16 protein-coding genes are annotated in these 13600 nt (G+C 55.3%); 3 read left to right on the top strand and 13 right to left on the bottom strand.

Annotated elements, in window-relative coordinates:
• Positions 1-60: 60 nt before the first annotated feature.
• Together ACNAU7_RS09280 and ACNAU7_RS09275 are read left to right on the top strand one after the other, a co-directional pair.
• A complete protein-coding gene (locus ACNAU7_RS09280; protein ID WP_003711920.1) occupies positions 61-339 on the top strand; it encodes a BrnT family toxin in 279 nt (92 codons plus the stop codon).
• Positions 314-625 carry a BrnA antitoxin family protein gene (locus tag ACNAU7_RS09275; RefSeq protein WP_416302051.1) on the top strand — a complete coding sequence of 104 codons (312 nt, stop codon included), beginning with the start codon at positions 314-316 and terminating at the stop codon, positions 623-625. Before ACNAU7_RS09280 ends, ACNAU7_RS09275 begins: the two co-directional genes overlap by 26 nt.
• Positions 626-982: 357 nt before the next feature.
• Here ACNAU7_RS09275 and ACNAU7_RS09270 read toward each other — a convergent pair whose 3' ends face one another.
• From ACNAU7_RS09270 to ACNAU7_RS09255, 4 genes are read right to left on the bottom strand one after another with little or no spacing between them, the layout of a single operon-like run.
• Complete coding sequence (locus ACNAU7_RS09270; protein ID WP_416302050.1) at positions 983-2737, bottom strand: phage tail protein; 1755 nt, start codon at positions 2735-2737, stop codon at positions 983-985.
• An 11-nt stretch (positions 2738-2748) separates the two neighbouring features.
• Positions 2749-3372, bottom strand: coding sequence for a DUF2612 domain-containing protein (locus ACNAU7_RS09265; protein ID WP_416302049.1), 624 nt, complete (start codon positions 3370-3372; stop codon positions 2749-2751).
• On the bottom strand, positions 3365-4552 hold the full coding sequence (locus ACNAU7_RS09260; protein WP_416302048.1) for a baseplate J/gp47 family protein: 1188 nt from the start codon (positions 4550-4552) through the stop codon (positions 3365-3367). Before ACNAU7_RS09260 ends, ACNAU7_RS09265 begins: the two co-directional genes overlap by 8 nt.
• Positions 4549-4899 (bottom strand): hypothetical protein, encoded by a 351-nt coding sequence (locus ACNAU7_RS09255; protein WP_416302047.1) that lies wholly within the window; start codon positions 4897-4899, stop codon positions 4549-4551. Before ACNAU7_RS09255 ends, ACNAU7_RS09260 begins: the two co-directional genes overlap by 4 nt.
• Before the next feature lie 299 nt (positions 4900-5198).
• On the opposite strand from ACNAU7_RS09255, the gene ACNAU7_RS09250 reads away from it, so the two are divergent.
• On the top strand, positions 5199-5981 hold the full coding sequence (locus tag ACNAU7_RS09250) for a KilA-N domain-containing protein (protein WP_416302046.1): 783 nt from the start codon (positions 5199-5201) through the stop codon (positions 5979-5981).
• 21 nt (positions 5982-6002) lie between these two features.
• Here the strand turns inward: ACNAU7_RS09250 and ACNAU7_RS09245 are convergent, their stop codons facing one another.
• The 9 genes from ACNAU7_RS09245 to ACNAU7_RS09205 form a co-directional block, all read right to left on the bottom strand.
• Positions 6003-6707, bottom strand: coding sequence for a phage baseplate protein (locus tag ACNAU7_RS09245; RefSeq protein ID WP_416302045.1), 705 nt, complete (start codon positions 6705-6707; stop codon positions 6003-6005).
• Positions 6688-7572, bottom strand: coding sequence for a baseplate hub protein (locus ACNAU7_RS09240; RefSeq protein ID WP_416302044.1), 885 nt, complete (start codon positions 7570-7572; stop codon positions 6688-6690). The genes ACNAU7_RS09245 and ACNAU7_RS09240 overlap by 20 nt, the downstream gene beginning before the upstream one ends.
• Positions 7562-7858 carry a phage baseplate plug family protein gene (locus ACNAU7_RS09235; protein WP_416302043.1) on the bottom strand — a complete coding sequence of 99 codons (297 nt, stop codon included), beginning with the start codon at positions 7856-7858 and terminating at the stop codon, positions 7562-7564. Before ACNAU7_RS09235 ends, ACNAU7_RS09240 begins: the two co-directional genes overlap by 11 nt.
• Positions 7859-8097: 239 nt before the next feature.
• Complete coding sequence (locus tag ACNAU7_RS09230) at positions 8098-8259, bottom strand: hypothetical protein (protein WP_304673852.1); 162 nt, start codon at positions 8257-8259, stop codon at positions 8098-8100.
• Positions 8260-8346: 87 nt separating this feature from the next.
• Positions 8347-8994 (bottom strand): phage baseplate protein, encoded by a 648-nt coding sequence (locus ACNAU7_RS09225; RefSeq protein ID WP_416302042.1) that lies wholly within the window; start codon positions 8992-8994, stop codon positions 8347-8349.
• A 416-nt stretch (positions 8995-9410) separates the two neighbouring features.
• Entirely contained in the window at positions 9411-11729 is a 2319-nt protein-coding gene (locus ACNAU7_RS09220; protein WP_416302041.1) for a hypothetical protein, read from the bottom strand.
• Between the two features lie 167 nt (positions 11730-11896).
• On the bottom strand, positions 11897-12331 hold the full coding sequence (locus ACNAU7_RS09215; protein ID WP_416302040.1) for a hypothetical protein: 435 nt from the start codon (positions 12329-12331) through the stop codon (positions 11897-11899).
• Between the two features lies 1 nt (position 12332).
• Entirely contained in the window at positions 12333-12773 is a 441-nt protein-coding gene (locus ACNAU7_RS09210) for a phage tail fiber protein (RefSeq protein WP_416302039.1), read from the bottom strand.
• Positions 12774-12808: 35 nt separating this feature from the next.
• Positions 12809-13522 carry a hypothetical protein gene (locus tag ACNAU7_RS09205; protein WP_416302038.1) on the bottom strand — a complete coding sequence of 238 codons (714 nt, stop codon included), beginning with the start codon at positions 13520-13522 and terminating at the stop codon, positions 12809-12811.
• Positions 13523-13600: the final 78 nt, after the last annotated feature.

The raw sequence follows: 13600 nt of genomic DNA, 5'->3' as shown, positions 1-13600 counted from the left end.
GTATTTACATTTTCTTTCTTGCCATCTATAATGTATTTACAAAATACATTATAAATCGCAATGAAGATTGAATTTGACCCTGATAAAAATCAACGCAATATCGAAGAGCGAGGGCTTCCTTTCAAACAAGCCCAATATCTTCAATGGCACAGTGCTTTAATCTGGAAAGATGAACGCACAGATTATGGTGAAGTCCGCTGGAATGCGCTTGCTTATCTAGATAATCGGCTTCACGCTATTTGTTTTAAGATGACTAAAACCCATTTACGAGTGATTAGCTTTCGTAAAGCAAACAAACGAGAGGTAAAAAAATATGAACAACATCGTCAGCGACAATGAACGCTTCAACCTTGAATTTACAGATGAAGAATTAGACAAATTCAAACCAATTGAAGATGTTATGCCGCAAAATTTACTGAATGCCTTATTAACGCATCAAGCCGATATGGAAAATCAAGGGTTGATGCCCCGCAAATTAACGAGGGGAAAACAAAAATATCCTACAAAACAAATCGTTACCATACGCCTGTCCGCCGATGTGGTCGAAAAATTCCGCGCCGGCGGCAAGGGCTGGCAGACGCGCATCAACGAGGTTTTGCGCCAATATGTCGCCCAACTGAAATAACCGGGGCGGGCGTTGCCTGCCTGTCGCGCCCGGCTGTCCTTTCCCGCGCGGTTTCGGCCGTGCGGTTTTTTGTTGCCGATGCCTCCCCCTGCGGGCAGGCTTCGCACTCTGAAGGGGGCGGGCAATGCCGTCTGAAGCCCGCCAATCCGCCGTTTTCGCCAATCCCTCAACCTTCGTCATTCCCGCGCGGGCGGAAATCTAGTTTGTCGTTTGTAGGGTGGGCTTCAGCCCACCAACTTCCGCCAATATCGCAACGGCGGTGGGCTGAAGCCCACCCTACAGCCCGCCCTACAGCCAGATTCCCGCTTTCGCGGGAATGGCGGGGTTTCAGACGGCATTGCGGGGTCGGCGGCGGCGTTATCGGAAGCCGCGGGCGGCGAGCCTTCTGATTTCATTTAGCGCGTCTTCATTAATTCCCCTTAGCGTTTCTTCATCGATTCCGGGGACTGTCGGGGGGCTGGCGGCGTTTCCCGAGGCGGCTTTGCCGATGGCTATCCAGGAGACGGACACGCCGCTGCCGCCTGCGGTTTCATAGCAGGAATGGTAGTCGATGACGAGGCTGCTTTCCGAATAATTGCGGATGGTTACGCCCGCCGCCATATTGCCGTAAAAACTGCTGTTCGGCGTATGCGTGGCGGTGCTGATGCTCCATACTTCGCCGAAGGAAACGGGGAAGTAGACGGTGTTGCTTCTGTGCACGCCGTTAATGTTGTTTTTGCCCCATTGGATGAGGATGCCGCCGGGCAGTTTTTGCCAGCCTGTGGCGGCAGCCGAGTTGCCGAAGATGCCGCCCACTACCGCGCTGATTTTTTCGTTCAGCCCTTGGATTTGGGCGGCGGTGTGGGTGTGGTCGCGGTCGGCTTTGTCTTGGAGGTTTTGCGCCAGCGTGCCCGCGTCCAGCGCGCCTGCATTAACGGTTTCGCCGTGGGACTTTATCCAAAACACGGCTTCGCCCAAGGTGTCGGCGGCTTTGATGCACAGTTTTAAAACCAGTGCTTTGGGGCGGTTTTCGTCGGCAGTGGGGACGACGCGGGATGCGTCGAATGTGATGGCGGACGGGCGGTCGTTGCCGCTGCCGTCTCCGTCGTATGTCCAATTTTTCCGGGCTTTGTCGATGCCGAACGCGCCTTCGGGGACGGCGGTGTCGAAGAGTTGCTCGTTGCTTCGGTTGCCGCTGTCGATTTTGCCGGTAATGTTGCGGATTGCGTCCCCCTGCGTCTGTCCGACTGCCAAGCCGTTGCCGGCGTTGCGGATAAAGCGGTCTTCCGCCTGCGGGACGTTTTGGATGCGTCCGTATTTGGCAACCAGCAGGCGGTAAAGTTCGGGATAAGCGGTTTCGGTTACGCGCGTGCGGATGTCGTCAAACGCCAGCCAGCCGGTCGGGATTCGGTCGGACGGAAACCACGCGGTGATGCCGATGTCGGTACGGCTTAAATCGGGCAGGCGGTTGCTGTTGCCCAGGGCGCGGTAGAGGTCTGGGAAGGTGTTTTGCGCAAAGGTCGTGCCGTCTGCCCGCAAATAGCCGGCGGGGTTTCGGACGGCTTTGGGAAAGGACACGATCGCGCCGACGGGGATGCCTTTGCCTGCGGACTCGACTGCCTTGTCGTAGGCGGCCTTAACCGCTTTCGGGGTGGCGGCCATATCTTCGCGGTCGCTGCCGGTGGCGGATGAGAGTTGCACAATGCCTGCCTGCGTGGTGTCGGCTTTCAGCCCTTTGCCTGCGTGTATTGCCCATTTCCCTGTGTTGCCGCCGTTGTTCGGGTTGTGGGTGTTGGCATCTACCAGGCTGATGTATTCGGTGTCCAGCGTGTCGTTGATGAGCACCGCGCCCTTCGGGTAGCCGCCGACGGCGTCGCAAAAGGCTTGGTCGAAGCGGTAACGCCCGCCTTGGTTTTGCCAAACGGTGTGCGCGCTGATTTCATGCAATACGCCGTTCATATCTTTGCCGCTGGGCGGTTTGCCGCCGGTCGAGATCGGCGTCATCGTGATACTTGGGAAACCGTCGGCATAGGTCGCCCCTTCCTGCGGCATCCCTGCGCTGCGGGTATCCGGAATGCTGTTTTTCAGGCCGTCTGAAGCCCAAGGTTTAGATAATAGTTTCGGTTGCGGCATCGTTTAAACTCCTATAAGAAAGCACCCTCTCCGAAGGGTGCGAGATTGGCTTCGATATAGCCGAAGGTTTTATCTGCCTCCGGTTCGTAAAAATCCAGCAGTACGCCGCTGGGTCGGGGCAATAAATCGCTTTGCCGGATAATCGACCGCTCCACGGGCAGCAGGAAGAACTCAAAAACATAACGGGCGGCCATTGTGCCGTTTTTGACAAAATACGCCCTCCCGCGCTTCTCAAACATAATGCTGAGCAGCCGGTTGATATTGGGGGCGGAAGCGTAAGTGATATTGCTCATGGCTTTCAGCATAATCACGCGGCGGTAGGCATCGTCGTCCAAGCGGTATCGCCGCTCCAAGCCTTCGCCCGCACTCCATACGCCGTTGTCAAACGGGGTGCAGCCCTGCGCGAAGCCGATGTATTCGTCTTGTGCGCTAATCATTACTTCCCGTCCGATGCCGACTATCCGCCCCCAAATATCCAAGCCGTAACCCTTTGCGGTTTCGATGTCCCAAATATCGCGGTAAAACGCCTCCGCATCGGCACGCGGATCGATGCACCGGTCAAACCGCTCAATCATTCCGCAAATAATCGGGCTGTTGGCGTATTGGCTGATGATGGTTTGCTGAAGATTACGCATCGGGTACGACCTCTATATTCTCTGCCGCGACAGTCGGGTATTGATGGATTCCGACTTGTGCGCTATTGCCCATACCGTCCCTTGCCAGCCCGACCTCTATGTCGATTACCTGCGCCGACGTTAAGGCGCGGGCAATGTGACTGACGTAACGCATGGCGTAAATCCGCCCGCCGATACCCGCCTTTTCCGCGCCGTCAAATGCTTCTACAACCGCCTTTCTGACTGCATCCTGATAGCCGATGGCTGCATCTTTCCCAATTCTGACGCGGAAATAAACAGGCACGGGGGTGGGACGCGTAAAACTGACTTCATAAGCCGGTTTCGGGTCTGTGTAGGTTTCGTCATACACGGTCAAGGTTGTATTGCCCGTGAAATCACATCCGCAACCTGCAAAGCGCAAGATGGTTTCGGCTATCTGCCTGTCGTCGCCGCCGACAACGGCAACATAGATACTGTGGGGCTTGATGGTCTGCCCGTTGTGCGTTTCCGGTACCGGTTTCGGGTTGTCGACCACATACACATCACTCACCCCGTCAAGCTGTGCGACGTTGGAATACACGGACTGCGGCGTTCCGTGTGCGTTTGCGGCCACCGACTGTTGCCGGCGGCGGCGGAAATCCGCGCGGCTTTCCAATTCCCTCCCCGGTACGGCGGGACGCGGATTATTGACGCGGTCAAGCCCGGCAATCGTCCGGACAGGACGGTTTACCGTATCGGCAGCGGCAGACACCACGCCGGCGGCAGTAAAAATACCCGTCCCCCTGCCGCCCTCCAAAATAGAGGATTCGTCCTTCAATACCCATTGCACGCCGCTTGTGTCCAATACTGCGTAACCTTTAGGGACGATTGTTCCGGCAAGGCCGACAAATTCACATTCGACTGACGAATCCACGGCTTTTTTCCGCTCCAAAAAATAGATTTTGGCAATCGCGTCCTGCATGATGCCGTCTGCGTAATCGGGATGGATTTGATTGGCCAGCTCGGCGATCAAATCATTTTTGTCTGCAATCACGGCGGCCAGCGACGAAGCAAGCTGCCCTTGCGGCGTTTCCAGGCTTTCGGTATTCAGCCCGCCGCCGAACGCGGCATTGATGTCTGCCAGCACGCCCGATAAAATTTCCTGATGGGTCGGCAGCTTCAGGCCGCTGTCGGTAATCTGTATTTTAGGTACGTTCGTCATAGCGTTATCTCATATTGTTTCTGCGTGTCGTCGGTAAATTTCAGACGGCCCGACAGGACGCGGCCATTCATCTGCTCCATCTCCACGTCTGCCGATACCACGCCGGGAACAGTCGTTGCCGCCTGTATCAGGCGGTGCCGGTATAGCGCGAACGACTGCTTTTTGCCCAGCGTTTCTTCAAAATAGGGGATGCCCTTTTCTGTGTCGTAATACAGTTCGCCCGCAAACAGTCGGCACGCCGAAGCCGCATCCTGCGCCTTGGCGTAGGGGTCTTTCGCCATCGCGATATTGCCCGCCGCGTCTAAAACCAAATCCCAGCTTTGCGGGTCGAGATAGAGGGTGTTCATGTTTTTCCTCTCGGTTTCAAAGATAAAACCCCTTGCATTCGCAGGGGGTTTTGTTTTATATTCCTTTCCGTGGCGTAGAAACCACTTCACAAGCGGAATCGCACCGTTATTGCGATATTTTCATATCTATAGTTTTCCTTCGCGTTGTTTGTTTCGATAAGTACAGCCGAAGTTTTCTATAGCCGCGTGGGCGACGAATACAATACCCGTAAGGGGAATAAGTCCGCCCACTTGTGAGGGTTTCTAACCACGCGGCTGCCCTTTGGGGCAATTTAGAAAACTTCACAAGGACTATCAAAATGAACCAAGTTCAATCTTTCAATTTCGGCAATGTCTCCGTATCTTTCCGCGATGACGGTTATTTGAATGCAACTGCAATCGCTGCACATTTCGGCAAGCGCGTTCCTGATTTTATTAAAACAGAGCAAAATCAAGAGTATATAAATGCACTTGCTGAACATATAAGCAAAACGACAAAAATCGTCTTGGATAGAAATCAATTAGTTATCGTCAAACACGGCGGCAATAATCGCGGCACATGGTTACACCCGAAGCTAGCTGTTCACTTTGCCCGCTGGCTCGACCCGAAATTTGCGGTTTGGTGCGACGAACAAATCGAACAAATTATTTCAGGCCGTCTGAAACCGCAAGCACCTCGCCAAGCCCTGCCGTCAGGCCTAACCCACGAGCAACAGGCGGAAGTCAAAGCCCTGCACAATATCCTGCTCCAATCAGTGCCGTTCGAGAAGCAGAAGGCTTTGGCGATTACGTTATGGAGCGCGGTCAAATCGAAATTCAAGGTCGGCTACAAAGACGTGCCGCCCGAACAGTTCCCCGAAGTATTGAGCCTGATGGCGAGGGTGGCGGTGGAAAAAGGGGCGCAATACCGCGAAGCCGAAGCCGTGAACTTGGAAACCGTGCCGAAGCTGTTTGAGCGTCAGGCCAATATTCCGTTCAACCTGAACCGCAACGCGCATTACGCCGTTACCGTGAAAAACGGCAAAATCTACCGTCACACCGTCAGTTATGCCACCTTCCCGTATGAGGACAATATGATTCCGTGTTTGGCGCATCAGGGTTGATGCGGGGGTATTTCAGGCAGCCTATACGGGCTGCCCCGTGTTGCCGCCGCCGGGCTGCACGCCTTTGTGGACGTGGTGCATCAGGCTGACACCATTCGCCGTCATGTCGCCGTCGGCAGCAATCCCGCCGCCGCCCGAGAATTGCGCCGTGGCTTGGGTATCTGCCTGAAAGGTTTGCGAGGTGCTGCTCACGCCGCCTTGCGCTTTCAGGCGGATATTCGCCGCCTCCATCTCAATATCGCCGGGCGAAAACAGTTTGATGCCGCCTTTAGAAAACATGATGTATTGATTGGGCGTGCCGTTCAGGAATCCGCCGAAATACAGGCCGTCTGAAAAATCAAAACGCCGCAGGCTTTGCGGCGCAGACGGCGTTTTATTCTGTTTGACGGCGGAAATATCCCTGCTGCAAAAACCGCACATGCCTATATCCCCCGGCTCGGGGTCGATAATCACAGCGTTGCCGCCGCCTTGCAGGCGGAAATACGGGATATTGTAGATAATGCCGTGCGGTGTAACCGTGCCGTCGCCGCTGACTTGGGCAACCAAGGGCTGTACGTCCGCCAGCCCGACGGGGGCAAGTCCGCCCACTTTGGTTTTGACCACGCGCACCAGCGTAACGGTTTGGATGCGCGAGACGATGCCCGACACGATCGCGCCGATTTCGCCCGCGCCGCCCTGCGCCTGTTCCGCGCCATATTGCGCCCAGTTATTTTGCGACTTTGACATTCATATCCTCCACATCGGCGGCTTTGATGTCGGCAAACCATTTGCCGTTCGGCGTTTTGCACTCCAAATCGAGCGACATGCCGAAAACGCGCCATTTGCCGTTGCAGCTTTCTATCTGGCTGCCTTCGACTTCCAATAAGCCGCCGAAACGCAAAGCCTTGTCGTACAGGCAGCGCAGTTTGATGCCCTGCAAATCGGGTACGGGATAGCCTATCAGCCCCGTTTTCGGGCTTAAAACCGGAACATCGATCATGCGCGGCTGACCCTTCGGCGCAATCGCAATCATCTCATTGTCGATATAAACGTCTACGCCCGAATGTGCGGCGATTTGTCGGATTTTGTCCAACTCGGTGCCGCTCAAATACTGATTGCTGATTTTTGCGTTTACGCCGTTGTTTTCAAATTTCCGCCCCATTTTCGCGCACAATGATTCAATCACGGCGGCAACATCGGTTTCCCCTTCGTTGCTGACTGCTTCGGCAGGTTTCAACTGCCACAAAACGGCGGTATGGCTCTCGATCACCAAGGCCACATCGGGTGCGCCGCCCATATCGGGGTAGGCAAACGTGATGTTGCCGGTGTAAACCACACTCATGTTGTCCTGCTCCCCTGCTTCGACCTGCACCAAGTTCATCATTGCCTGTTCCGTATTCCAGCGCACGCGCAACAACTTCATCATGGTTTCCAGCCTCAAGCCGTAAACCTTGATTCTCGCCGACGGCATCAGTGAGCCGTTGCCGTAATTGATTTGGCAGGACGCACGCAAACCTTCCGCAACCAGCGTATCGTTGCCTTTCGCATCCCACACGTCCTTTTCCTGCCCCAGCTTGATGCTGATCCGCAGGATTTTTTCCTTAATGCCCATCGTGATACACCAAAATAAAGCGGCCGCCCAACTCCTGCCATTGCGGATCTTCCGCGCCCTGCTTGTCGATAAAGTACAAATCGCCGGGCAGGGTGCGCCAAACTTCGTTCACCAGCGGCACGCCGTCCAGACAAACGCGGTTTTGAACCAAATACTCCCCGTCCGCCTTCACGTCCGCATACAGACGGCCGAGCCGCAGCCGGACGGCAACGGCAATATCCCGCCCTCCGATGCCGACGGCCGTTTGCTGGGAGGGGACGGGTTTTAAAGGAATTTCATAAATCATTTCAGGCAGCCTATTTCAGCGCGTTCACCAAAACGGCTACTTTGTCCGCAAACATACATAAAACAATCAATAAGGCCGTTACCGAAATCAGCACCAGCCGCCATGCCGGAATCTTCATTACCATCTCCTTGACGGAATCAAAATTTATATTAAAATTCATACATGTTCTGCCTTTCCGTATCAAAGGTTTCAGAAACAGAAACCCCGCAAAGATTCGCGCCTTTGCGGGTTTTCGCTTTTCAGACAGCCTGTTTCAGCGCGGTCAAAATGTCCGCCAATTTCCATATCAGTGCCGTTGTCGGGGTCATCAGTATCAAACCCCATGCAAGGCGGCGCATCACTTTTGATTTTTCCAACAATTCCGCCACTTTCCTTGCCTCCGTGTTTACGTTAAAATCCACCTATGATTTTTCCTTAACAGTGATAAGGTTAAATACAGAAAACCCACAAAGATTCGCGCCTTTGCGGGTTTTCGCTTTTCAGACGGCCTATTTGAACCAGCTTTTGACTTTATCCAAGCCGCCCTTGGCAAAATCCCCAATCTTGGACAAGAAGGACTGGCCGGATTGATTTTGCGCAGGTTTCGCCGCCTGCTTGCCGTTGTCCTGCATCTCCTGCGCTTCCGGTGCTTTGGTTTTGGTGTACTTGACCTTAACCTGACGCACTTCCGCAAGATGGATATTGACCTTCAACAGACGCGCCCCGTCCGAAGCCTCGCGGGCGTAGTCATAGCCCGTAATCGCCATGTTCGGATAGACGGCCTCCGGCGTAATCACCATATACAGGTCGTTGCTTTTTGCCAGCGCATCCACCAGGGCGAGAAACGCGCCACGCATCACGACGCCGCCGCTGCCTTTGGTCATCTGCACGGTCATTGCGAACGGGTCGTCCACCTTGTTGTAAGCGGCAAACGACCCTTGTTCTACGGGCGCATTGGCCACTTTGGAAGCGGAAGTGTGTTTGATGGCGGTTACATTGTCCGCCAACAGCAGCGGGATGCCGTTTTGGCCGAATATCCCCCAATAATTGCCGAAAACGGCGTTAAGCAATGCCGCGCCGCCGAACTGTATCAGCGCACCGTTTATATTCGTCGGCAATTTGGGGATATTCGGTATGCCGATTGAGTTCCAAGCCATAATCAACCTTCCTATTGTTTTTCCGGCACAAATACCGCCGTACCTTGCGGCGCGGCGGCAAAATCATTTCAAAACCGCCAATATCTCGGGCAGCCGCCAATACGCCGCCATCAGCAGCAGTGCGTAGAACATCCGCCGCAACGCCGCATACTTCGCAAATAATTCAAACATTTTCCGCGCCTCTTTGTTTATCGTATTTCCTTTTCAGTTGAAACCCCGCCCTTCAGGGCGGTAGAATCAGAATTTATTTGGGAGGGGCGTAACCCCTTCCGAATCAGGGCAACACATAGGGCGGTGCTTTATGTGTCGTCCTGTGTGTTGAAACATACATTGTTTAATCCTTTGTTCGAGAAAGGGTTAAATGCAGAAACCCCGCGAAGTTGCACGCTTCACGGGGTTTCGCCTTTCAGACGGCATTACACCATCGCAGGCATAATCTGCACCAGCCTGTTACGCGCGGCGGCGGATGCGTCGTCCATTGTGCCGGCGATGGTGCTTGCCGACGATTGGACGTGTATGCCGCCGTTAATGGAAACCTGCGTGGTGCGTTGGTTGTTGTTGGTGACGTTTTGGGCGCGTACCGCCTCGCCCTGCCGCATAGACTGCATCCCGCGCTGCGCGCCTGCGGCAACGTCGTCCAAATGCCTGATTTGCCCGGCCTTCCACCCCTCAACCTTACGCATTGCCTGCATGATGGCTTGCCGCTCATCGGCGGTATAGTCGCGCATCTTCTTATTGCGCCCGCCGACAGCCGAGAGTATGGTCTTTTGGTAGCGTGCAGTGTTGTTTTCTCCGGACGGGGCGTATGCGGCTATCATCTGCAACAGCGTTTTATCGCGGTAGCCGATGCCTTTACCGTAATCCAGCGGATTATTGGTCAAGTACTTCCCGCCGTTGCTCTCGAAAATCAGCGCCTCTTTCGCCCGCCGCCCCGTTTCTTCATCGGGGAAGATGGCGAATCGCCCATCCGTGCCGATTGCACCGTGTGCTTTGGCAAATTTGCCAAATTCCAGATTGCCTTCGTTGTTGTTGCGCCAGGCGCGCGAGCCGCCGACTTTCTGAAAGCTGCCCCGTGCGGTGCGGTAGTTGCGGATGTTGCCCTTGCCGGAAGCACTGCCTGCCTTGCCGCCGCCGTAACCGGCTGCCAAAGTTTGCTTGGAAGCCTGCACGGCTGCGGCTGCCGTACCGCCTATCATCTGCTTTGCGGCGCCGGTTGCCTGCCTGACCTGTGATTGCAGGCTGCCTTCCGCGTCCGGGTCGTGGCCGGTGGCGACATCGACTGCGCCGGATACCCGTTCGGCTACGTTCTGCACCTGCTCCGCCACGAAGTTCACAGGTCGGGAAGCCAGCCGTTTTGCCGCTTCCCAGGCAAGGTTATAGTCTTTGTTGCCCAGCGCGGTGAAGATTTCGCCTATGTCTTCCAATGCGGGGGCAACGAATTGGTAGATGTCTTGGGCAAGGCTTTTAAACCCGTTGGCCAGCGAGCGTAGGGATACCCCGTTTTCATCGATAAACCCCTTCAGGCGCAGCCAGTCGAATGCGGCATTACCCGCTTCCGCCCACGACTTGTAGCCGGTAAGCAGGTAAACAAAGGCGGATTTCAGGCTGTCTACCGATACTTTGGAGGTTTTGATGTAGCCGGTAAACGCGCCCCAGTCGAACAGGCTTTTTCCGCCTTCTGCCCATGTTTTGTAGTCGTCGTACAGCAGCAGGAAGGCCGCGCCCAGTGCGCCGATGGTAAGGATGAATGGGGCGAAGGGGGCGATAAATGCCAGCAGGGAGGCTGTGGCGGCGATAAAGGCGGGAACCAATACCGCGCCCAGCACGAATGCCAAGCCTTCAAAAACATGCTTCATACTGTTTTCGTGCTTCATCAGGTAATCGACGAAACCGCTGACCATTTTGACGATTTTCAGCAGTACGGGGGCGAGCGCGTCTGCCAGCATGGCTTTCAGGCTGTCCCATTGCGCGTTCAAATAGCCCCGCGCCTGCGTCAGTTCGCGGCTGACCTGTATTTCCTTTTCGCCGGAACGGTAAAGGTTGCGCTGCATCTCCAGCATCTTCTCCATTTCGGCACGGCCGAGCATCAAGGTATTGATCGTGCCGTCGTCCAAGCCCATGCTTTTGGCTAAATTGTAGGCCTGCACCCTGTCCATTTTGGAAAAGCGGTCGGACAAATCCAGCATGATGCTGTCGAGGTCGCGCACTTTGCCGTCCGCGTTGAGCAATGCCACGCCGAAAGCGTTGAAAAACGGCACCATGGAGGTGTCGCCCATAGTCGTCAGGCGCGTAATGCCCATACTCAACCCGGCAAGGCTTCCTTTCATCCCTTCCGCGCTTCCCCCCGCCATTTCCGCCATCCCGCCCCATGCTTGGAGTTGGTTGCGGCTCATGCCGATATTTCGCGATAGGTTGTCCAGTTCGACGTTGGCCTGCACACCTTCTCGAATCAGTTTATCCAGTGCGTTTGAACCCATCACCAAGGCGGTGAAGGCGGCAAAGCCCTTCGCCAGGGAGCCGACCGCCTGCGTCAGGCTTTTTGCCTGTTTGGTGCTTTTGGCGGACTGTACAGCCTGCTTTTCCAGTCCTTTTGAGGATTTGCCCGCGCTTTTTTCCGCCCTGCCGAATGAGGCGGACATGCGGTCAAGCCTGTTTTCGGCCTCTTTGGCCTGCGTGCCGAATTTGCCCGAATCTATGCCCAGTTCCAAAAACAGGGTGTCAATAACGGTTGCCATGGTATTTCCTTTTTTTCAGACGGCCTTGCTGCGGTTGAAGGCATCGGTATTGACGACCTCCAAAAGGTTGAAGGCATCTTCCAGCCCGTACACCGTCTGCAACTCGTGCAGCGTGCAGATGCGGGAAGACACCAGTGCGCCTATGGTTTGGGTCAGATTCAGGTAGTCTAGGCTGCCGCCCCCTCCTCTTCCGACTCCGTAGTCCTGCCAAAGGCGTGTTGCAAAAAATCGGTATGCAATGCGAACACCTCCTTCCGCAACCGCCACAGGGTGGTAAAGTCTTCCACGTCGTTGAAGTCCATATTCAACGGGCGCGGCCGGCCGCTTTCGGGGATGATTTGCACACAGTCCAGAAGCTCGTTCAAAAGCGGGATGGCGTCTTCGGGCTTCACTTTGCCCAATGCGCCCAGCGTCGCCCCCACCATACCGATCATTCCCTGTTGCGGGGCGATGCCGCCTAAATCGACACCGCTGTTGGCCAATGCCAAAAGGGCGCGCATCGCCCAGTTGTCGGCGTGCGCGGCGCTCATTTCGGTAATCAGGAACACGCGGCCTTTGTCCCGCCCGTTTTCAATCGTGATTTGCTTGGTCTTTAAAGCCATTTCAGATTTCCTCCGGTTTCACCACGATGCGGAACGAGTAGGTTACGGATTCCAGCGTTTTCTTGGCGGTCGTGCCGCCCGGGACTTCCACCAGGAAGCCGGTGGCGGAGTAGCGTTTCTTCACGGCGGAAACCTCCACCGAAAATTCCACCATGCGCGTTTCCTGACGTTGCAGGATGTCGTTGGTGAATTGGTCGAAGTAGTCGCGCGATTTGCTGGTAGGGGCAAGCTGGATGTTGAAGTCCACTTCGTAGGGCGTGAAGCCGCCGGACTGCTGTCCGTCCACGCCCATCATGGTTTCGCCGATTTTGCCCTGCCCGAAGTCGAAGGCGTTGTCGGCGGCGTAGCCTTCAATCTGTACGAAGTTGTCGTTAAAGCCTTTCACGCGCATCAGCAGGATGCTGTTGGCGGCGGTCAGGGTGCGGTCGGATACGGTTTGCATGGGGTTTCCTTTCCGGAATAAAAAAAATCAGCCTTTCAGGCTGCGGTTTGGGTTTGTCGGCCGTGCCTTTCCAATAGGGCGCGGGCGCGGCTGAGGATTTGTTGCGTCTGCTGAGGCGTAAAGCGGGGGGCGGTCTGCTTTTTCTTGTGTGCCGCCAGCAGTTTTTCTATAATATCAAGCGGGGCAAGGAGCGGCGAGCCATCCGCTCCAATCTTCCCGGCAGTGTGGATAGTCGTGCCGGGATTGCCTTTTTTCTCTTTGGTGTAAGCAGACAACAGCCATCTCTTTTCGTTTTCCAGCCAGTTCAATCCTACTACCGCTTTGTAGTTGTCCGATTCCAAAACAGCACGGTTGTCAGACCGGGTTTTGATATGGCATCCGGCAATAATTTCCTGCAATTTATCCACTACTTCGGGATGCTTGGCCATGATTTTGGCCAGCCCGTAGCCGCCTGCGTACTGCCGCCCGGGATCGCCTGCCTCGCCCCAGATTAAATCGATGTCGCCGATTTGCGGGTGGTACAGTGCGCCGACAGCCTCCCCTTCCTGTTCTTGTGCCAGCCTGGCCACTGCCGCACGGGCGTTGTGGCGGAATTGGGTGTAAACCGTGCCGAACGCGCCTTTCTGTCCGAACTGCCCGTTTTCGGCGCGGGGGTGTTTGGATTCGTCCCACTCGGCATCCATCGCCAACAGGCGTTTTGCGCGGTGCAGGACGGCTTGGCGTTCGCTGTGGCTTAGTCTGCGTTTCATCGTGTTTCACCGTTGGCAACAATGCCGTACCCTACGGGCAGGCTTCGCACTCTGAAAGCCTTTCAGACGGCATTTTTG

Origin of the sequence: Neisseria sp. LACPHL-SPEC-2024-00856 (genome assembly GCF_047915665.1) — a bacterium.
GTDB classification, from domain to species: Bacteria; Pseudomonadota; Gammaproteobacteria; order Burkholderiales; family Neisseriaceae; genus Neisseria; species Neisseria polysaccharea.
The sequence above is the reverse complement of the archived record's forward strand: the minus strand, read 5'-3'. Positions and strand labels throughout refer to the sequence as shown.

Coding starts and splice junctions, on each gene's coding strand:
- ACNAU7_RS09245 (WP_416302045.1), bottom strand. CDS start 6,707: ATGTCAAAGTCGCAAAATAACTGGGCGCAATATGGCGCGGAACAGGCG.
- ACNAU7_RS09275 (WP_416302051.1), top strand. CDS start 314: ATGAACAACATCGTCAGCGACAATGAACGCTTCAACCTTGAATTTACA.
- ACNAU7_RS09270 (WP_416302050.1), bottom strand. CDS start 2,737: ATGCCGCAACCGAAACTATTATCTAAACCTTGGGCTTCAGACGGCCTG.
- ACNAU7_RS09215 (WP_416302040.1), bottom strand. CDS start 12,331: ATGGCTTTAAAGACCAAGCAAATCACGATTGAAAACGGGCGGGACAAA.
- ACNAU7_RS09265 (WP_416302049.1), bottom strand. CDS start 3,372: ATGCGTAATCTTCAGCAAACCATCATCAGCCAATACGCCAACAGCCCG.
- ACNAU7_RS09250 (WP_416302046.1), top strand. CDS start 5,199: ATGAACCAAGTTCAATCTTTCAATTTCGGCAATGTCTCCGTATCTTTC.
- ACNAU7_RS09210 (WP_416302039.1), bottom strand. CDS start 12,773: ATGCAAACCGTATCCGACCGCACCCTGACCGCCGCCAACAGCATCCTG.
- ACNAU7_RS09225 (WP_416302042.1), bottom strand. CDS start 8,994: ATGGCTTGGAACTCAATCGGCATACCGAATATCCCCAAATTGCCGACG.
- ACNAU7_RS09240 (WP_416302044.1), bottom strand. CDS start 7,572: ATGGGCATTAAGGAAAAAATCCTGCGGATCAGCATCAAGCTGGGGCAG.
- ACNAU7_RS09220 (WP_416302041.1), bottom strand. CDS start 11,729: ATGGCAACCGTTATTGACACCCTGTTTTTGGAACTGGGCATAGATTCG.
- ACNAU7_RS09260 (WP_416302048.1), bottom strand. CDS start 4,552: ATGACGAACGTACCTAAAATACAGATTACCGACAGCGGCCTGAAGCTG.
- ACNAU7_RS09235 (WP_416302043.1), bottom strand. CDS start 7,858: ATGATTTATGAAATTCCTTTAAAACCCGTCCCCTCCCAGCAAACGGCC.
- ACNAU7_RS09280 (WP_003711920.1), top strand. CDS start 61: ATGAAGATTGAATTTGACCCTGATAAAAATCAACGCAATATCGAAGAG.
- ACNAU7_RS09205 (WP_416302038.1), bottom strand. CDS start 13,522: ATGAAACGCAGACTAAGCCACAGCGAACGCCAAGCCGTCCTGCACCGC.
- ACNAU7_RS09255 (WP_416302047.1), bottom strand. CDS start 4,899: ATGAACACCCTCTATCTCGACCCGCAAAGCTGGGATTTGGTTTTAGAC.